The organism is Pantoea sp. DY-15, from assembly GCF_019795935.1.
GTDB classification, from domain to species: Bacteria; Pseudomonadota; Gammaproteobacteria; order Enterobacterales; family Enterobacteriaceae; genus Pantoea; species Pantoea leporis.
The window spans coordinates 1553801-1571961 of the sequence record NZ_JAIMIF010000001.1 but is presented as its reverse complement, the minus strand read 5'-3'; the positions used below and the strand labels follow the sequence as shown (position 1 = coordinate 1571961).

The 18161-nt window shown below is 57.4% G+C and carries 16 protein-coding genes; 6 read left to right on the top strand and 10 right to left on the bottom strand.

Features of this window, described 5'->3' with window-relative positions:
• Position 1 precedes the first annotated feature (1 nt).
• Positions 2 to 856 carry a 3-deoxy-8-phosphooctulonate synthase gene (kdsA, locus tag K5Y32_RS07730; protein WP_222182591.1) on the top strand — a complete coding sequence of 285 codons (855 nt, stop codon included), beginning with the start codon at positions 2 to 4 and terminating at the stop codon, positions 854 to 856.
• A gap of 119 nt (positions 857 to 975) precedes the next feature.
• On the opposite strand, the gene chaA is transcribed toward kdsA, so the two are convergent.
• On the bottom strand, positions 976 to 2061 hold the full coding sequence (chaA, locus tag K5Y32_RS07725; protein ID WP_110866345.1) for a sodium-potassium/proton antiporter ChaA: 1086 nt from the start codon (positions 2059 to 2061) through the stop codon (positions 976 to 978).
• Positions 2062 to 2428: 367 nt separating this feature from the next.
• Between chaA and chaB the strand changes: the two genes are divergently transcribed.
• Together chaB and K5Y32_RS07715 are read left to right on the top strand one after the other, a co-directional pair.
• Positions 2429 to 2659, top strand: coding sequence for a putative cation transport regulator ChaB (chaB, locus tag K5Y32_RS07720; RefSeq protein WP_222182589.1), 231 nt, complete (start codon positions 2429 to 2431; stop codon positions 2657 to 2659).
• Positions 2660 to 2896: 237 nt separating this feature from the next.
• The gene (locus tag K5Y32_RS07715) at positions 2897 to 3568 is read left to right on the top strand and encodes a gamma-glutamylcyclotransferase (RefSeq protein ID WP_168197458.1); all 672 of its coding nucleotides are present in this window, start codon (positions 2897 to 2899) and stop codon (positions 3566 to 3568) included.
• Between the two features lie 6 nt (positions 3569 to 3574).
• Here the strand turns inward: K5Y32_RS07715 and K5Y32_RS07710 are convergent, their stop codons facing one another.
• From K5Y32_RS07710 to K5Y32_RS07675, 8 genes are all read right to left on the bottom strand, one after another.
• Positions 3575 to 4990 (bottom strand): serine/threonine-protein kinase, encoded by a 1416-nt coding sequence (locus K5Y32_RS07710; protein WP_222182587.1) that lies wholly within the window; start codon positions 4988 to 4990, stop codon positions 3575 to 3577.
• Between the two features lie 66 nt (positions 4991 to 5056).
• Positions 5057 to 6007 (bottom strand): hypothetical protein, encoded by a 951-nt coding sequence (locus K5Y32_RS07705; RefSeq protein ID WP_222182585.1) that lies wholly within the window; start codon positions 6005 to 6007, stop codon positions 5057 to 5059.
• A gap of 13 nt (positions 6008 to 6020) precedes the next feature.
• Positions 6021 to 6797, bottom strand: coding sequence for a PP2C family serine/threonine-protein phosphatase (locus tag K5Y32_RS07700; protein WP_222182583.1), 777 nt, complete (start codon positions 6795 to 6797; stop codon positions 6021 to 6023).
• The gene (tagH, locus tag K5Y32_RS07695; RefSeq protein WP_222182581.1) at positions 6794 to 7906 is read right to left on the bottom strand and encodes a type VI secretion system-associated FHA domain protein TagH; all 1113 of its coding nucleotides are present in this window, start codon (positions 7904 to 7906) and stop codon (positions 6794 to 6796) included. The genes K5Y32_RS07700 and tagH overlap by 4 nt, the downstream gene beginning before the upstream one ends.
• 33 nt (positions 7907 to 7939) lie before the next feature.
• Positions 7940 to 8638, bottom strand: a complete 699-nt coding sequence (tagF, locus tag K5Y32_RS07690) for a type VI secretion system-associated protein TagF (protein WP_222182579.1) — start codon at positions 8636 to 8638, stop codon at positions 7940 to 7942.
• Between the two features lie 13 nt (positions 8639 to 8651).
• Complete coding sequence (gene tssM, locus K5Y32_RS07685; RefSeq protein WP_222182933.1) at positions 8652 to 10766, bottom strand: type VI secretion system membrane subunit TssM; 2115 nt, start codon at positions 10764 to 10766, stop codon at positions 8652 to 8654.
• A complete protein-coding gene (gene icmH / locus K5Y32_RS07680; protein WP_101764124.1) occupies positions 10766 to 11980 on the bottom strand; it encodes a type IVB secretion system protein IcmH/DotU in 1215 nt (404 codons plus the stop codon). The genes tssM and icmH overlap by 1 nt, the downstream gene beginning before the upstream one ends.
• 84 nt (positions 11981 to 12064) lie before the next feature.
• Entirely contained in the window at positions 12065 to 12559 is a 495-nt protein-coding gene (locus K5Y32_RS07675) for an SH3 domain-containing protein (RefSeq protein WP_192234148.1), read from the bottom strand.
• A gap of 594 nt (positions 12560 to 13153) precedes the next feature.
• Here K5Y32_RS07675 and flhB point away from each other — a divergent pair.
• Genes flhB through K5Y32_RS07660 form a run of 3 tightly spaced genes read left to right on the top strand, consistent with a single transcriptional unit; the run spans position 13154 to position 16792 of the window.
• Positions 13154 to 14305 (top strand): flagellar biosynthesis protein FlhB, encoded by a 1152-nt coding sequence (flhB, locus tag K5Y32_RS07670; protein WP_222182577.1) that lies wholly within the window; start codon positions 13154 to 13156, stop codon positions 14303 to 14305.
• Positions 14298 to 16385 (top strand): flagellar biosynthesis protein FlhA, encoded by a 2088-nt coding sequence (flhA, locus tag K5Y32_RS07665; protein WP_101764133.1) that lies wholly within the window; start codon positions 14298 to 14300, stop codon positions 16383 to 16385. The genes flhB and flhA overlap by 8 nt, the downstream gene beginning before the upstream one ends.
• On the top strand, positions 16385 to 16792 hold the full coding sequence (locus tag K5Y32_RS07660; protein WP_222182575.1) for a flagellar protein FlhE: 408 nt from the start codon (positions 16385 to 16387) through the stop codon (positions 16790 to 16792). Before flhA ends, K5Y32_RS07660 begins: the two co-directional genes overlap by 1 nt.
• A 45-nt stretch (positions 16793 to 16837) precedes the next feature.
• Here the strand turns inward: K5Y32_RS07660 and K5Y32_RS07655 are convergent, their stop codons facing one another.
• A complete protein-coding gene (locus tag K5Y32_RS07655; RefSeq protein WP_222182573.1) occupies positions 16838 to 18151 on the bottom strand; it encodes a cytochrome c in 1314 nt (437 codons plus the stop codon).
• Between the last annotated feature and the right edge of the window lie 10 nt (positions 18152 to 18161).

Sequence of the window (18161 nt, the reverse complement as noted above, 5' to 3'; positions counted from 1 at the left end):
CATGACACAGAAAGTAGTGAATATCGGCGATATTAAGGTCGCAAACGATCTGCCATTCGTTCTCTTCGGCGGCATGAACGTGCTGGAATCGCGCGATCTTGCCATGCGCATCTGCGAACACTACGTTAAGGCCACCGACAAACTCGGTATCCCTTACGTATTCAAAGCCTCTTTTGATAAAGCCAACCGCTCTTCAATCAAATCCTATCGTGGTCCAGGTTTGGAAGAGGGCATGAAGATTTTCCAGGAGCTGAAGCAGGCGTTCGGCGTGAAAATCATCACCGACGTGCATGAAGCATCGCAGGCGCAGCCAGTGGCTGACGTGGTTGATGTGATTCAGCTGCCGGCATTCCTCGCCCGTCAGACCGATCTGGTGGAAGCGATGGCGAAAACCGGCGCGGTAATCAACGTCAAGAAGCCACAGTTTGTCAGCCCAGGCCAGATGGGTAATATCTACGACAAATTCGTCGAAGGCGGTAACGATCAGGTTATCCTGTGCGATCGCGGCAGCAACTTCGGCTATGACAACCTGGTTGTCGATATGCTCGGCTTCAACGTGATGAAAAACGTCACCCAAAATAGCCCAGTGATCTTCGACGTAACCCACGCGCTGCAAACGCGCGATCCGTTCGGTGCTGCATCTGGCGGTCGTCGTGCACAGGTCGCCGAGCTGGCGCGTGCTGGCATGGCGGTTGGCATTGCTGGCCTGTTCATCGAAGCACACCCAGAGCCAAACAGCGCCAAATGTGACGGTCCATCCGCGCTGCCGCTGGATAAGCTGGAACCCTTCCTGGTGCAGATGAAAGCAATCGACGATCTGGTGAAGAGCTTCCCAGAGCTGGATACCAGCAACTGATTGTTTTCAGATGTGAAAAAGGCGCTGATGGCGCCTTTTTTATTGGCTGGTCGCCATAAATGACGATCCTACAACTTGCACGATTTTCGTAGGGTTGGCATTTATGCCGACCGCTAATCTCACAGCATAATCGTCAACAAATACCCGGCAAACAGTGCCAGATGCGCGGCACCGTTCAACACGTTGGTACGGCCCGTTGAGAACGAGATGTGGCACAGGATCAGCACGGCGCTCATGATCACCATCTGCGGTGGCTCAAGGCCGAACACCAATTGCTGGTCGGTCAGGGTAGCGATGATGGTCACTGCAGGCACCGTCAGTGAAATGGTCGCCAGCACCGAACCGAAAAACAGATTCATTGCGCGCTGGACCTGATTCATCAGTACCGCTTTGATTGCACCTAAACCTTCCGGCGACAGAATCAACAGCGCCACCAGGAAGCCGGTGAACTGCGCCGGGGCGTTCAGTTCTGTCAGCAGACTTTCCAGCGGATTGGCGTTCATCTTGGTCACGGTAATCACCGCAATCAGATGCACGATCAGCCATGCGGTGTGCCACAACGAGCTGTGCGCAGAAGGCTTACCGTGGTGCGGATCGTCGCCATCATCTTCGTGCTCATAAACGAACAGGCTTTGGTGGGTTTTGGTTTGAATCAGCAGGAACACGCCGTACATGGCCGCAGAAATCGCCGCGATGATCAGCGCCTGCGTGGTCGTGAAGTTACCGCCAGGTAACGCATTGGGGAACACCAGCACCAGAATCGCCAACGGGAAAATGGCGATCATGTACTGTTTTACGCCCGCCAGATTAACGTACTGCGTGGCAAACTTGCGCCCGCCCAGCAGCAGGGCAAAGCCGACTAAACCGGCGGTCACAATCATGATGATCGAGTAGAGCGTGTCGCGCATTAGCGCGGGCGCGGCATCGCCGGTGGCCATTAGCGCGGAGATCAGACTCACTTCAAGTATGACGACGGAAAGACTGAGAATCAGCGAGCCATAAGGTTCGCCTAAACGGTGTGCCAGCACGTCGGCGTGACGCACCACGCTGAAGGCGCTAAACAGAATGGCAACTAATGCCAACAGATTGATGCCGATAACCGGCAGAAGCGCTGTCTGGTTGCCGAAGAAGCTCAGCACCGCCAGCGCAGCAACGGGGAAAATCAGTGAGTACTCGGTATGGCGGGTTTTCTCATGTCCAGGCATTTACCATCCTCTCCGGAAAAAGTACCAAGCAGGCAATCATTGCCTGATAAATATAATGAGTTTTCTGACGCAACGCAGTGTAACTTTTCATCAGCTGTGTTGCTGTGACTTTACGCGATTTTACCAAAAGCGTTTATTATGCATAACACGGCAAAAGAGTGTGTTATCGCTGGATTAACGCCTTTATTCATTATGTTGTATGAGTCACTCACCCAATTAAAGATGAGATTGATCTGGTTAATCGTCGTATAGGGTGAAGTTTATAGAGGTTTAAACCTGTTTTAGGTAATCTGCCAGTGAAAGTGCGAGTTTGCTTTTTAACCCAGATGATCCAGGCTTAAACCCTGAGCATGAAACAGGAGGAAATATGCCTTATTCATCAAACAAAGAGCTGCCAGACAGCGTGCGTCATGTCCTGCCGGCTCACGCGCAAACCATCTATCAAAAGGCCTTTAACAGCGCCTGGGACCAATACAAAGATCCCGACGACCGGCGTGGTGATGAGTCGCGCGAAGAGGTCGCCCACAAAGTCGCCTGGGCAGCGGTCAAGCATGAGTACGCAAAAGGTGACGATGACAAGTGGCACCCTAAACCCTAGTTTGTCATGCGGGCCAGTGCGGCCCGCCTCGCACTTTTCCCTTCGCCATTCAAGTTCCCCACCAGGCAGCCGATGCTATTTACACAGAATTTCCCTTTTGTGATCGGGGTCAATCTTGAATGTTTTGTTAAAAATGAATTAATGTCTTCTCTTAAGACGATGCCATGAGCGTCGCCTGTAGACATCAGTTTTGAGGAACCACACCGGCAAGATGTCAGCGCAGTAGAGGAGACCACAGTGTTAACGCGGGAATTTTTGTTAAAAGCAGATTGTAAAACATCGTTTGGCGATATTGATGAAGCGCTGTTCTGGAGCTGTGAAAAGCGTGCGGCATCGCTGTCCGCGACGCTGGCCTGTCGTCCTGACCAAAGCCCGGTGTGGATTTTTGGCTACGGCTCGCTGATGTGGAATCCCATTTTTGAAGCGGCCGAAGTGGCGCCGGGTCGTTTAGAGGGCTGGCACCGTGCGTTTTGCCTGCGTCTGATTGCCGGTCGCGGCACTGTAACCGCGCCTGGCCGCATGCTGGCGCTGAAAGAGGGCGGTTCTACCAGCGGACTGGCGTTCCGCTTACCGGAATCGCGTTTGCATGACGAGCTGGAGCTTCTGTGGAAGCGCGAAATGATCACTGGCTGCTATCTGCCAACCTGGTGTGAACTGGAGCTAGAGGACGGACGCAACGTCACCGCGCTGGTGTTTATCATGGATCCGCGTCATCCGCTGTATGAAACCGATTCCTGCCGCAGCACCATTGCGCCGTTGATTGCCCAGGCCAGCGGTCCGCTCGGCACCAACGCACAATATCTCTACGCGCTGGAGCAGGAGCTGGGCAAGCGTGGCATGCAGGAAGCGGCATTGACGCGCCTGGCAGCAGATGTCAGAGCGCTGCAGAGTCATTCAGCAGCGCGCTGATACAGATTACTGCGCCGGATTAATCAGCCAGGTGCCCGGCTTATCGATGGTCAGCGATTGGCTATGCACCTGGTTGCCGTTACGCACCTCAATGCGATAGTTCCCCGCCGCCAGATTGAGTGAAGCGAATCCGCTGGAGGAGGGCTTCACATCGCGGGCTTCGCCATTCAGCATCACATTCTCACCCGCCTGTAAACGCAGATAAACCGTCGCCACCGTCGGTGCGCTGCTCGCTACACTGTTGCCTGCGGCGGCAGGCGCAGCGGGCGCGGTGCTGGCGGCGACCGGCGGTACTTCGCTGTGACGATTCGCTTTCCACACCACCACCACAACCGCCAAAACCGCAATCGCAGCGGCCACCACTAAACCTGGCGACAAACGACGCACGTTGCGCGGCGTCAAAGGTTCCACTGCGGCTGCGGCATGATTGACTGCTAACACCTGCGGTTCCGGCGTTGCAACACTCGGCTCCACCGGTACAACCGGCTCGGCCACGACAGGAATGGTGGTGGAGAGCGCTTCAACATCGCTTACCGGCAGATTGATCAAGCAGGCAAAGGCATCAATGCTTTGTGGACGATCTGCTGGCTTCATGGCTAACGCGCAGTCAATGGCGTGCAGCAGCGGCAGCGAATAGCCTTCCGGCTTGCGCTCCACCAGCGGCTGATAATTATCCTCAATGCAGCGCACCACGCTCACCGGCGGCGCATGGCCGGTGATCAGGTTGTGCAGCACCGCGCCTAGCGCATAGATATCGGTCCACGGTCCTTGCTCGATTTCGCCTTCTTCGCTGTATTGCTCAATTGGCGCAAAGCCGGGCTTCAGCATAATCTCGGTTTCATCCGAGAGGTTGCCGATCTCTTTGCGTGCCGAGCCAAAATCGAGCAGCACCGGCAGCTGATTTTCCTGAATCTGGATGTTATCCAGCGAGATATCGCGATGCAGATAACCGGCGGCGTGAATGGTATCGATGGCGCCAAACAGCGGCGGCAGCAGACGACGGATCCAGCTTTCATCGATGCTGTCCGGACTGGTAATCTGCCACTCTTTTAGCGTCATGCCGCTGTAATAGAGCGTGCCCATGTAGGCGGTGCCGTTCTCCTCCCAGAAGCGCAACACATGCAGCAAGCCGGGATGATTGAAGCGTGCCAGCAGGCGCGCCTCCTGAATAAAGCTATTACGACCGGCGGTAAACAGCTTATGGAAACGCTCACCGCGCAGTTCCAGCGACATATCCGCCGCACGCACCGCCAGCGAGACGGGCATGTACTCTTTGATCGCGATGGTGCGTTCAAGCTGATGATCCCAGGCACGATAAACAATGCCGAAGCCGCCGCCGCCAATCACTTCCTTGATTTCAAATTCATTAAACCGGTAGCCCGCAGGTAGGGCGTTAGGTGTATGGTTTTCGTTTGCCGACATAGTGAACTCTCTGAACACGTCCTGTAGCGCCCCGTCATCAGGATGACGGCAGGCAACGACCGCTAATTAATTAATGTTACGCCAGGCACCAATCGCCGGATCGGCGAGATCCGCATGCAGGGTGTCAATCAGTAACACAGTCACTTTTTGCTGTGGCATAAATTGCGGCGACCAAACGCCGCGTAACGTCTCAACCCGCTTTTTCAGCACATCGCTGTCCTGATCGGCGGTTTTGTCCATCTTCACCAGAAGTGTGCCGCTGAAGCGCCACACATGCTGTTGTGCATCAAACGGCAGCACTAACCAGCTATCATCGGCATCCGGACGCGTAACAATCATGCGCTGGTTATTTACCGAGACCACTTCCAGCGGCGGACCGCTTATCTTCAAATCTGCAATCGGGTAGCCCTGATAGAAATTCAGCGCCAGATTGTGGGTTTTGCCGGCGCTCATCAGCGTCATTTCGCTCGGGCCTTCCAGCCAGCCTTCGGTGGAGCAGTGCTGATTCGGGTTATCCGGGATAAACAGCGATTCACCTTTGTCATCCCACCAGGTACGGAAATGGCAGCCGCCCGGCAAGGCAAAGTGCTGCAGCGGCGTGCTATCCGCCGGGCGTGACAAATCGAGCGGCGCGGCGTTGCTGGTGGTGGCGCTGGCGGTGGCATCGTTCAGCACGATCGGGCGCCAGTTCTGTAATTTGGCCGCGCTGCCGTTAGCCAGCACGCTGCCCTCTTTATTGGTCATCTGCCACGGCAGTTCATCCAGCAAGCCACACTGATTGGCCAGCAGCGTACCAACGCGCGGCAGGAAGCTGGTCAGGATGCTGGAGTCGGTGCTTTTGCCCGAAACAATGCGCAGCGGCAGCGTCTCTTTGCACCAGTCGTTGGGTGCTTTGCTCGCCACGTTATCAATGTAGACTTCCAATGACAGGCTCGGTGAATACACCACACGATAATCTTCTGCCTGAGCATTTACGGCCAGCAACAGGGTTGCGAAGCCCGTCAACCACACTTTCATAAGAATCCTTGGATCAATAACGTGACGGCAGAAAACGTGCCGCATCAGCCTGGGAATAAAGCAGCGTCGCTTCCTGCGGTTCGCCAATCCAGACGGCCAGAGCGCTGAGATTGTCGCTTTTTACACTGCGGTTAACGGCTTGTTCCATCAAAGTCAGCCACTCTTCGCAGGCATTCACCATGCGCAGGGCCAGTTCCATTTCGTGGGTGGTGAGATTGAGCCAGAATCCATCGCTGCAAACCAGAAACGCATCGCCATCGGCCAGCGTAATCACCTCGCTAAAAGTGGCCGGACGGGCAGGTTCAACACCGAGCGCATTATAGAGTAAATTACTGTTAATGCCGGTATTTTCATAGCCCGCCTCACGTAGCTGCTGGGCCAGACTGTGGTCACTCGTCACCTGATTTAGCACCCCATGACGGAAGTGATAAATCCGGCTGTCGCCAGCGTGCGCCCACCATGCGCGCTGTTTTTCGCGGTCGATAAACAGCGCGGCGAGCGTGGTGCTCATACGTGAAAAATTCGGATTGTTTCCCTGTGCCTCAATCAGCACCTGCTGGCAGTGTTCGATGGCGGCGCGCGTGCTATCAGGGGTGAAAGTCGCACTGTGCTGCAGCTGCGTTAGCAGCGTATCGCGCACCAGCTGCGCGGCGATATCACCGCCAGGCAAACCGGCGACGCCGTCACACACCAGAAAACAGGCTTTGTGATCGTCCAGCTCGGCGCCGGTACGATCCTGATTTTCGTCACGCATGCCTTGCTGGCAGCGGCTGGCAAACATCATCTTCATGCGTCTTCGGTCCGCGTTTGAGAATCTTTGTATTGATTCACTTCCATATCATAGGCATGTAGGAATGCTTCGCCGAACAGCGTATGGAAGTCATCCTCAATTTCACCAGCGGTACGTTGATAGTGGCGTGAGAAGTAATCCCACAGCGCCGCTTTGCGTCCGGTGCTGAACGCCATTTTTGGCAGCACGCCATCTTTGCGCGCTTCTTCTTCTAAGCGCTGCGGGTTAAACGATTGCAGCATGGCGGCAATAATCGCGCGGATGCCGGCAATCATGCCGAGCTGATGCGCCTGCAAATCCACTAGCGCATCGCGCACCGCCGGTTCCGGCGGCATAAAGCCCGGCATCTGGCTTTGATACATCTGCATCAATACGGTTTTACCCGACGGCAGAATTTTGAAAGGATTATTCGCCTCATTGAGGATCATCGTCATGTCGGCTTTGACGCCGCGCTTGAGGATCGAGCGCGAGGAGAGCAGGGCGACAGTGCCTTGCGAAAACAGACTCAGCATGCGACCGGTTACGCGCATCTGCTCTTCGGTGATAGTGGTTTGATGGCCGTTGTTCAGCCCCATCCCTTCCAGCAGCGCGGCGATCAGTTTGTCCTGAGAGACGCCCGGCAACGTGGCTGGCAGCGTCGGCGCATCGCTCTGCGGATCAATCGCCAGACGCGGATCGTTGCGGCGCTCCTGACGCGCAAGCGGCTCGGGAATCATCTCGGGCTCCTGCATCATGCCGAGCGGGTCGTCACTGCTCTCAGCAAAGAACGCCAGCGGATCGTCCTGGCGGGCTTTGAGGTTGTTGGGATCGCGTACTTCGAGCCCGTACTCACCAATTTGCAGCGTGTCGCCATCCTGCAACGTCACTTGCGAGCCGCGTTGCAACGCGACGCCGTTCAATACCACCGACGTAACGCTGCCCTGATTGGTCAGGCGGCACTCGCCTTCCGGCGAAAGGTGCACCAGCGCCTGCAGACGCGATATGGCGCGCGATTCGTCTGGCAGCACCAGATCGTTATCCTGACTGCGGCCGATGGTGCCACCGGGCGGTTTAAAGGCTACCGTCTTGGCGGGCACATCCGTATTGCACTGCACAATGGTAAATTGCATGAGTCATCCCGTTAACAAGGCAAACGCCACGGCCTATTCAAACATCGGTGGATAGAGGCCGTTGCGGCCCGGCTGTGCACCAGACGCCGGGTTAAACAATAATGAAAAAAGTTGCGCAGTCAGCGGGCCACTGTGTTTATGGGTGGCATGGCTAAAACCGTCACTGCGATTACTCCACCAGTAGCTCATGTGCTGCTGCGGATCGAATCTGTCAGCCACTTCACGCCAGCTCAGCGTACAGGGCAAATCATCAAAACCAATCACATCCATGATGTCGCTGCGCTGCGTATCCGGCACCAGCAGCGGCGAAAGACGCTGCATCTGCTGCTCCAGCGCATCGGGATTGAGCCGATCGCGCACCGCGTGCAGCAGCAGCGCGCCCAGCTCCTGAAACCAGTCGCCGGACATCGCCAGCTGCGCGCTGTGCCAGTTGCTCAGCGGGAAGCTGCGCAGCGCCAGCAGCGGCCAGCTTCGGCCCACGCGATCGCAGGACGGCAGCAGGCAGCCCATCTGTACCTGCTGACGCAGCGGCGAAAGCGGTAACACAAAATTCCACACCGGCGCACGTAAAAACTGTGCGGTGCTGGCATCGGCTTGCTGATGCCAGTGCAGTAATCCTTGCTGAAACCAGTGGCTCCACGGCGTCACGGTATTTTCGCTCAGACGCTGGCGCAAAAAATCGCCGGTGGCCGGTAACTTGCCGTACCAGCCCGGCGCAGTGTGTGTCGGCATGATTACCTCACCATTACTCACTGTGTCTGGTCAATCGCTGCGAAACAACGTGCGGCGCAATCGCCAGCGTGTTGCTGCTGTCACCGGCATTTTTCAGATTCTCCGCAAGCTTACGCATCATCAACGCATTGTCACGCGCATACGGCGAAGACTGAATTTGCTGATCCAGCAGCTGGCTCAGATGCCAGTCGAGCTGCTGCAAATCGCGCGCGCTGACATCCTCCGGCAGCGTGCGCTGCAGGTTTTGCATCAGCCAGCCACGCAGGAACTCGCCGTCATAATTGCGCGGCTGATAGAGCATCTGATAGGCCCGCAGCGCATTGCGACTGTAATCGTTATCGGTGCCAGGATCGTCACGCAGCAAATTGGTGATCTGCTGCGCCACGCGCGGCAGCAGTAAAGACTTAAGCGCATTTTGATAAAGCGCCCACGCCGCATCGCTGACCTGGTTGCCGCGATACAGACCAACGCGCATGGTAAGCGGTGGATTGTCGAGGGAAAAACGCTCGGAGAGCGGCAGTTTCACCAGGTTATTTAAGAAGGGTAGCAGATCAAAAATATTATCGGCGGGCTGATGGATCACCTGCTGACTTTGCGTGGTGATCGGCGCAATGCGTTCGGCAACCTGGTCCAGATAACGCTGATTCTGAATATAGCTGGTGAGCCACAGACAGGAGAGCAGCAGCAGCGCGCCGGTCAGCACGCCATAACCGATCCAGTGGAACAGGCGGTTGCGGTATTCCCAATGGCGATTGCTGCCCGCCAGACCGCTTTCGCGGAATACTAAATCGCTCAGCAAATCGCGGATAAAGAAACTCTGTCCTTTGTTGCCGGGGATCGGACTGCTGCGATCGACGCTATTCCACGCGGCGAGGCTGCTTTCACCGGTATGCGGCAGCTGCAGCTTGCGGTTCAGCTCGCCCATGATGCGGTCAAACGGTAAACCTTCCTGCGTGCCGCTGGTGAAGAACAGGCCGCGCGCCGACCAGGCGATCGGCTCCTGATGGCTGGAAAACACCACATCGAGATACTCATTCAGCAGCGGACGCAGCGAACTGAACTCTTGCGGGAACAGGAAGCTGTCGGCGCGCTGGGTGAGATCGCGCTCGCCGGCCATGACGTCGGCCAGCTGCTGCTGTAAACGCTGTTCTAAGTGCTGATATTGCTGGCTGAAGCTGCGGTGCCAGTCGTCTTTATGCGGTTTGCCCGGTTCCCACGGGAAAGTGAAGCCCCAAATCGCATCGCGCTGCGGCTTGCTGAGCGTGCCGTAAAAACTCATAAACCCTTTCAGCAGGTCGGTTTTGGTCACCATCACATACACCGGGAAGTGAATGCCGGTGTGCTGATGCAGCTCCGCCATGCGTTCACGTAGCGCGCTGGCCTGCGCATGGCGGGCTTCGGCTGAATCGGTCAACAGATCGGAGACGCTGATGGTCATGATCACGCCGTTGATCGGCTGGCGGGTGCGATAGCGCTTCAGCAGATTGATAAAACTGTGCCACTCCGCGCCGTCACGCGCGCGCTGGCTCTCCTGCAACGCATAACGCCCGGCGGTATCGATCAGCACCGCGCTGTCGGTGAACCACCAGTCGCAGTGGCGCGTGCCGCCCACGCCGCGAATCGCCGCTTTGCCGAGGCTGTCGGTGAGCGGGAATTCCAGGCCAGCATTAAGCAACGCGGTGGTTTTACCGGCGCCCGGCGCGCCAATCATCACGTACCACGGCAGCTGATAAAGGTAGTGACTTTGAAAACGTGCCAGCCAGCTCTGCTGATGACGACGACCAAACTGGGTGCGCTTTAAACGCAGCGCTGCTTCACTGAAGCGCTGCGCCAGCAGGGTTTCGGTGGCCTGGCGATCAGATAACTCTTCCTGGCTCATCTGCTGCAGACGGTTGAGCAGTTTACTGTTAAACCAGCCGCGCCACAGTGCAGGAATAAACTGGAACAGCAGCCAGAGCAGATACAGCAGTCCCACCGCTAACTGGCGCGGCAATACCGGCTCGAGCGGGCGCGTATCGCCCCAGCTCCACAGCGGTCCGAGCATCCACAGCACGCAGCTCAACGCCGTGACGCCAATCAGGCTCCACAGCAGGCGATGGGTTAACAGATGTTGCAGTGATGCGCGCATCATTGGCCTCCCTGATGATTGCCGAGGGTTTCCGGTGTCACAAACAGGGTGATTTCCACCCGACGATTGCGGGCGCGGTTTTCATTACTGTCGTTCGGCAGCAGCGGATTGCTGTCGCCGCGACCTTCCGCTTTCACGCTGTGACCTTCCGCGAGCTGCGGATTAAGCAGCTGCATGATGGCGCGTGCGCGCGCAGAGGAGAATTCGTAGCTGGAGGCGAAACGGCCATCGACCGGGCTGTTATCGGTATACACCGATACCAAAACCGTGCCTTTAACGGTTTTCATTGCGCTGGCGACATGCGCCAGCAGCGCCCGTCCCACCTGATTCACCACCGTGCCGTCGCTGGAGAACAGTTTGTCAGCGGGGATGATCACTTTGCTGCCGAACGCGCCGTCGCTCACTTCCAGCTGTCCGGCGGCAATCACATCATTCAGACGTTGATGGAGATCGAGCAGCGCTTGAGGGGAAGTAGGGCGACGTCCTGGCGTGATTTGTGGCAGCGGGGTTTGATAGATGGTGCGCAGCAGCGGTTCGGCGGCGTTGCCGAGTCGCCAGTTCAGTCCGCTGTAAATCAGGCTCGCCACCAGCGTGGCCAGGGTAACGCAGGCCCAGAGCGGCACCATCGGACGCGTCAGGGTGCTGACCAGCGGATGCACTTCCACCAGCGGCACCGCCGGATTGGCGCTCGCCGGGCGATGTTCCGTAATGAGTTGTGCCAGGCGTTTGCGGATGGCTTCACACTGCGCGCGGCCGCTGTCACTGCCGCGATAACGGCCTTCATAACCGAGCAGCAGGCAATAGTGGATCAGTTCCAGCAGCCACAGATGCTGCTGCGGGCTTTGCGATACGCGCGACAACAGCTGGAACACTTTCTCACCGCCCCAGCTTTCATTGTGAAAGGTGACCAGCATGCCGTTGCCGGACCACACGCCGCGCGTGCCCCACGGCGTTTGCGCTGCGGCTTCATCCAGCACGCTGCACAGGCAGTAGCGCGCGCCGATAATCATCTCAAAAGGTAAGCCCGCTTGTTTACAGCGTTGTTCGAACTGGCGGATCTCTTCGATCAGTAACTGGCGCAATCCGGCAGGATCGTCATGCGTAGCGGCCTGCCGTATACGTACCACGGCATTCAGGATGGGTGCTGCGGCATTAAGCAAAAGGTTATCATTGCCCGCGACAATGCCATCGCGAGCAAGGGAATCCTGAGTCATTAAATCTTGGTTATCCAGGCAAGGGCGAAAATCACAGCCCGCAGAGCAAGCGCTTCTGCGGGCATTGTGCGCCGGATTGCATTATCAGTCTAAAATCCAGGTCGCGGTATCGTTAGTGCGACAAGCCTTGCTGGCGCCGCCAACGGCCACACAAACCTGTTTGCTGTTGCGGCGGGGGCGCGGACGATCGCTTCGAATGGTCGCGTCGTAACGGCTGCTCTCCACGCCCGCTTTCGGCGGAATATAGCCAATTAACTGGCCGTTAGGCTCATCAGCCACTGCCAGCCAGCTGTGTTCAACACGGCCGAGCACTTCAAACGGTTTGGCGTTATCAAGATAGCGCACCACCTTGCCACCATAATCAGGCGTGGTCATCACCGAGGCGGCGTACAGCGCGCGATAACTCTCATTAACCGGCGTGAATTCGCCAGGTGCTGCCACCGCATGACGATGGACCAGTTGGACGCCATTCACTTCACTGGTTACCAGCGTGTCATCTGTAACGGGTGGCGGTGGCGCTTTACACGCAGCCAGACTTAACACCGCCAGCAACACAAGCACGAGACTCTTATTCACCATGATCCTCAAATTTCATCAGATTAGCTGCAGAGTAATCTGCGGCACGGGCCGTTAAGTCAGGCAGATTAAGCAGCGAGAAAGCCATCAAAAAAACAGACAGATTACAGAAAGATAGTGCTGAACTAAGTCTACCTAAGACTTTTGAGAATTCAAACCATTGCACCATGAGAAATCCCGTGCTAGCGGGCGAAAAAGCAGCGCAGGCCGATGATATAAAACACATAGTCACGGTGATAGATAAGCTGAGTTAATTTATTCGCTGCTGTTAGCGGTGCAAGGCTGCGCAACGGCATTTGGTCACGGTTAGTACCAAACGAAAATGGTAAATAAGATTAATCTATTTATGTGCGATAAAAAAGATTGCTTTGCGAAACAATTTTCTCAATTTCAGAATTTCCGGGCCCCATACTGCCATTTTGGCACGCAGCACGGCATGGCTTTTGCTAGGCGCATTTATAAACTTGCGGCGGCCAATAATCGACCGCAATTTAACTTATGGCTAAATAAGCTCACATTTCCCCCCTTTAATCCGCGCTTTAGCCTGACAGGGTTTTGGCATTCTATGCTCAGAATTCCTGCCAGCTGAGGTAAGTCGTGGCTGAAGAGAGTAACGAGGACAAAACAGAATCGCCCACGCCCCACCGACTTGAAAAAGCGCGTGAGGAGGGGCAGATTCCGCGTTCGCGCGAGCTGACTTCAGTGATGATGCTGTTGATTGGATTGCTGATCCTGTGGGTCGGCGGCAACAGCATGGCGGAGCGTCTGGCCAGCATGGTCGCCACCGGATTTCGTTTTGATCACGGCATGGTGAACGATGACAAAGTGATCATTGGTCATATCGGCAGCCTGATTAAGCAGGCGGTGATCGCGCTGCTGCCGCTGATGGGCGGCTTAGTGGTGGTGGCGATTGCCGGGCCGATGGCGCTGGGCGGCCTTAACTTCAGCGGCAAATCCATTAAGTTCGATCTCAAAAAGCTCAACCCGCTCACCGGTATTGGCCGCATGTTCTCCGGCCAAACCGCTGCAGAGCTGGTGAAATCGATCATGAAAGCGGTGCTGGTTGGGCTGGTGGCCGGTTGGTACATCTGGAGCCACTGGGAAGAGATGCTGCGTTTGATGAGCGAATCGCCGATCAACGCGCTACATCATGGTTTGTCGATGATCGCCGCCTGCTGTGGGCTGATCATGCTGGGCCTGTTCCCGATGGTGGGTTTTGATGTGTTCTGGCAGCTCTACAGCTACTTCAAAAAGCTGAAGATGACGCGCCAGGAAATCCGCGACGAACATAAACAAAACGAAGGCGACCCGCACGTTAAAGGGCGTATTCGCCAGGCGATGCGCGCGGCGGCGCGCCGTCGCATGATGGCCGATGTGCCGAAAGCCGACGTTGTCGTCACTAACCCGACGCACTACTCGGTGGCGCTGAAGTATCAGGAAGGCAAGATGAGCGCGCCGAAAGTGGTGGCCAAAGGCGCTGGCGATATCGCCCTGAAGATTCGTGAGCTCGCCAAAGAGCACCGCATCCCGATTCTCGAAGCACCGCCGCTGGCGCGTGCGTTGTATCGACACACAGAAATTGGTCAGTTCATCCCCGGGGCGCTGTATGGCGCGGTGGCGGAAGTGCTGGCCTGGGTTTGGCAGCTGCGACGCTGGAAGCGCGAAGGCGGCCTGATTCCAAACAAACCAAAAAACCTGCCGGTTCCGGCAGACATGGACTTTGCAGGAGAGAACACTAACGATGGCTAATTTAGCCGAGAAGCTGCGTTTACCGGGCAACTTTAAAGACACGCAATGGCAGGTGCTGGCGGGCCCGGTACTGATCATGTTGATCCTGTCGATGATGGTGCTGCCGTTACCCGCATTCATTCTTGACCTGCTGTTCACCTTTAACATTGCGCTGTCGATCATGGTGCTGCTGGTGGCGATGTTCACCCAGCGCACGCTGGAGTTCGCTGCCTTCCCGACCATTCTGCTGTTCTCGACGCTGCTGCGTCTGGCGCTGAACGTCGCCTCAACCCGTATCATTTTGCTGGAGGGCCATACCGGCGCCGATGCCGCCGGACGCGTGGTGGAAGCCTTTGGTCACTTCCTCGTTGGCGGTAACTTCGCCATCGGTATCGTAGTGTTCATCATCCTCGTCATCATCAACTTCATGGTCATCACCAAGGGTGCGGGACGTATCGCCGAAGTCGGCGCGCGTTTTGTGCTGGATGGGATGCCAGGTAAGCAGATGGCGATCGATGCCGACCTCAACGCCGGTTTGATTGGCGAGCAGGAAGCCAAGCAGCGCCGTACCGAAGTGACGCAGGAAGCCGATTTCTACGGCTCGATGGACGGTGCGAGTAAGTTCGTTCGTGGCGACGCCATCGCCGGCATCCTGATCATGGTGATCAACATCATCGGCGGCCTGTTGGTCGGCGTGGTGCAGCACGGCATGGATCTCGGTCACGCCGGTGAAACCTACACGCTGTTGACCATCGGTGACGGCCTGGTCGCGCAGATCCCGGCGCTGGTGATCTCCACCGCCGCGGGTGTCATTGTGACGCGCGTCGGCACCGATCAGGACGTCGGCGAGCAGATGGTGACCCAGCTGTTCAAGAACCCGCGCGTGCTGATGCTGAGTGGCGGCGTGATTGGTTTACTCGGCCTGGTGCCGGGCATGCCAAACCTGGTGTTCCTGCTGTTTACCGCTGCGCTGCTGGGCCTGGCCTGGTGGCTGCGCGGTCGCGAAATGCAGCCGAAGAAACCGGCGGAAGCCTCCAGTCTGGTAAAAACTCAGGAGACGCCGGCCACGGTGGAAGCGTCGTGGACCGATGTGCAGCTGGAAGATTCGCTCGGCATGGAAGTGGGTTATCGCCTGATTCCGATGGTCGATCACCTGCAAAACGGCGAACTGCTGGGGCGTATCCGCAGTATTCGTAAGAAGGTGGCACAAGAGGTCGGCTTCCTGCCGCCGGTGGTGCATATCCGTGACAACATGGAGCTGCCACCCGCGCGTTACCGCATCCTGATGAAAGGCGTAGAAATTGGCAGCGGCGACGCTTATCCGGGCCGCTGGATGGCGATCAACCCTGGCACGGCTGCTGGTTCGCTGCCGGGCGAGCCAACCGTCGATCCGGCCTTTGGTCTGGCGGCGATCTGGATCGACAGCGCCCTGAAAGAGCAGGCGCAGATTCAGGGCTTTACCGTGGTGGAAGCCAGCACCGTGGTGGCGACGCACCTCAATCACCTGATTGGCCAATACGCCAGCGAGCTGTTTGGCCGACAGGAAGCGCAGCAGTTGCTGGATCGCGTTACGCAAGAGATGCCGAAGCTGACCGAAGATCTGGTGCCGGGCGTCATCACGCTGACCACGCTGCATAAAGTGCTGCAAAACCTGCTGACCGAGCGCGTCTCGATTCGCGATATGCGCACCATTATTGAGACGCTGGCGGAACATGCGCCGGTACAGAACGATCCGCAAGAGCTCACCAGCGTAGTGCGTGTGGCGCTGGGACGTGCGATTACCCAACAGTGGTTCCCGGGTAACGGCGAAGTGCAGGTGATTGGCCTCGACGCCACGCTGGAACGTCTGCTGTTGCAGGCGCTGCAAGGCGGCGGCGGACTCGAACCCGGTCTGGCGGATCGCTTACTGGTGCAGGCGCAAGGCGCACTGCAGCAGCAAGAGATGGCGGGTGCGCCGCCGGTGCTGCTGGTCAATCATCCGCTTCGTGCGCTGCTGGCGCGCTTCCTGCGCCGCAACCTGCCGCAGCTGATTGTGCTGTCGAATATGGAGTTGACCGACAACCGTCAAATCCGTATGACCGCCACCATTGGAGGCAAGTAATGCGTCGCTGGTGCTGGGCATTGATGATGTTGCCGATGATGACGCTACCGCTGGCTGCCGCTGCGGCCAGCGGTGCCTGGAGCGCCAACGCCAGCGGCCCAAGCCTTGGCGTGCGCGGTAACTGGCTGATGACGCCTGCGCTGCGTGCGCCTTCCAGCGCGCCGGGCAATATTTCGCTGGTGTACTGGCGTTATCAGCTCAGCCGTCCTGCGCCCTCGGGTTTGGTGGTGCGCTTGTGTGCGGGCGATCGTTGTGTCGAGATTGAAGGCGCCAGCGGCAGTACGCGCGGCTTAGCCAACGTGGCGGCGGAAGAGACGCTGCATCTGGCGTTTGGCTTTCAGGGGAAGGGCGCATTGCCGCCCGGCTTACGGGTGGTGAGCAGTGAAGTGACGGTGAATTATCAGTAACGCGTGTTACCTCGGCGACGCGCCCTGCGCCGCCGAGTGCATGGATTAAGGCTTATCTCCCTGACCGTAAATTGGGGGTGAAGCCAGTTTTGCATCCTCTCTTAACCCTTTCACCTGCTTCGCATCCACTTTGGCCGCTGCCGGATTACCAAACTGCTGGGTAACAAAGTTACTGACATCCGCCACCTGCTGGTCACTCAGTTCAGGCGCAAAAGGCGGCATAAACACTTCGCCCTCGCGCATATGGCGATGCACACCGTTGAGGACCACCGATACCACGTTCAGCGCATCTGCCGCGCCGGTGCTGGTGTGATGGAACAGTGACGGATAGGCATGGAAACCGCTGCCCGATCCCGCACCTTCCGCGCCGTGACAGCTGGCACAGTTACCGGCAAATACCACCGCGCCGGGCTGAGCATGGCGGGTCGCCTCATCGGCACCGCGCAGTGCAATCAGCGCGGTGGAAGGTTGTCCCCAGCTGTCGCGCGCCCGGGTTTGCTGTGCGTCCGGCTGTGGCTTAACGCTGCGCAGATAGGTGGCGATGTCCTGCAGATCGCTTTCGGGCAGATATTGCAGGCTGTGCTCGATCGCTTCGGCCATCGGCCCGGAGGCACTGGCTTTGTTGGCGACAAAGCCGGTTTTCAGGTAGGTCACCAGCTGCTGCTGGCTCCAGTCACCGATGCCTGCCTGCTTATCGGGTGTGATGTTGTACGCCATCCAGCCGCCGAGATCGCCGCCGGCCAATGCTTTATCGTTGTCCATGCCCATGGTCAGATTACGCGGCGTATGGCAGGTGCCGCAGTGCGCCAGCGCTTCAACCAGATAGCGGCCGTTATTCCACTGCGCGCTCTGCTGCGTATCGTTCTGCAATTCGCCTTTATCGAAGTTAAACCACTTCCAGAAGCGCATGCCCCAGCGTTGGTTGAATGGGAACGGCAGGTCGGTTTGCGGTGAAGCCTGATGCACCGGCGGCATCGACATGAGATAGGCTTTGATTGCCAGCACATCGTCGCGCTTCATTTTGGTAAAGGAGTCATACGGCATCGCCGGATAGAGCTGCTCGCCATTTTTGCCAATGCCGTCGCGCACCGCAGCAACGAACTGATCGTCACTCCAGCTGCCGATACCATACTGCTTATCGGAGGAGATATTGCTGCCCCAGATTTGGCCGAAAGGCGTACTGACCGCAAAGCCGCCGCCAAACAGCGGGCCGTTGGTGGCGGTATGACAGGCGGTACAGTCACCGGCGCGCGCCAGATATTCGCCGCGCTTAATCTGAGCGGCATTGTCTGCCGCCTGCGCCACGGCGCACTGCATCAGGACCACCGCGATAGCGGCCTGAATCAATACAGGTTTCATCGGGTGCTCC

Coding starts and splice junctions, on each gene's coding strand:
- kdsA (WP_222182591.1), top strand. CDS start 2: ATGACACAGAAAGTAGTGAATATCGGCGATATTAAGGTCGCAAACGAT.
- chaA (WP_110866345.1), bottom strand. CDS start 2,061: ATGCCTGGACATGAGAAAACCCGCCATACCGAGTACTCACTGATTTTC.
- chaB (WP_222182589.1), top strand. CDS start 2,429: ATGCCTTATTCATCAAACAAAGAGCTGCCAGACAGCGTGCGTCATGTC.
- K5Y32_RS07710 (WP_222182587.1), bottom strand. CDS start 4,990: ATGTCGGCAAACGAAAACCATACACCTAACGCCCTACCTGCGGGCTAC.
- K5Y32_RS07705 (WP_222182585.1), bottom strand. CDS start 6,007: ATGAAAGTGTGGTTGACGGGCTTCGCAACCCTGTTGCTGGCCGTAAAT.
- K5Y32_RS07700 (WP_222182583.1), bottom strand. CDS start 6,797: ATGAAGATGATGTTTGCCAGCCGCTGCCAGCAAGGCATGCGTGACGAA.
- tagH (WP_222182581.1), bottom strand. CDS start 7,906: ATGCAATTTACCATTGTGCAGTGCAATACGGATGTGCCCGCCAAGACG.
- tagF (WP_222182579.1), bottom strand. CDS start 8,638: ATGCCGACACACACTGCGCCGGGCTGGTACGGCAAGTTACCGGCCACC.
- tssM (WP_222182933.1), bottom strand. CDS start 10,766: ATGCGCGCATCACTGCAACATCTGTTAACCCATCGCCTGCTGTGGAGC.
- icmH (WP_101764124.1), bottom strand. CDS start 11,980: ATGACTCAGGATTCCCTTGCTCGCGATGGCATTGTCGCGGGCAATGAT.
- K5Y32_RS07675 (WP_192234148.1), bottom strand. CDS start 12,559: ATGGTGAATAAGAGTCTCGTGCTTGTGTTGCTGGCGGTGTTAAGTCTG.
- flhA (WP_101764133.1), top strand. CDS start 14,298: ATGGCTAATTTAGCCGAGAAGCTGCGTTTACCGGGCAACTTTAAAGAC.
- K5Y32_RS07660 (WP_222182575.1), top strand. CDS start 16,385: ATGCGTCGCTGGTGCTGGGCATTGATGATGTTGCCGATGATGACGCTA.
- K5Y32_RS07655 (WP_222182573.1), bottom strand. CDS start 18,151: ATGAAACCTGTATTGATTCAGGCCGCTATCGCGGTGGTCCTGATGCAG.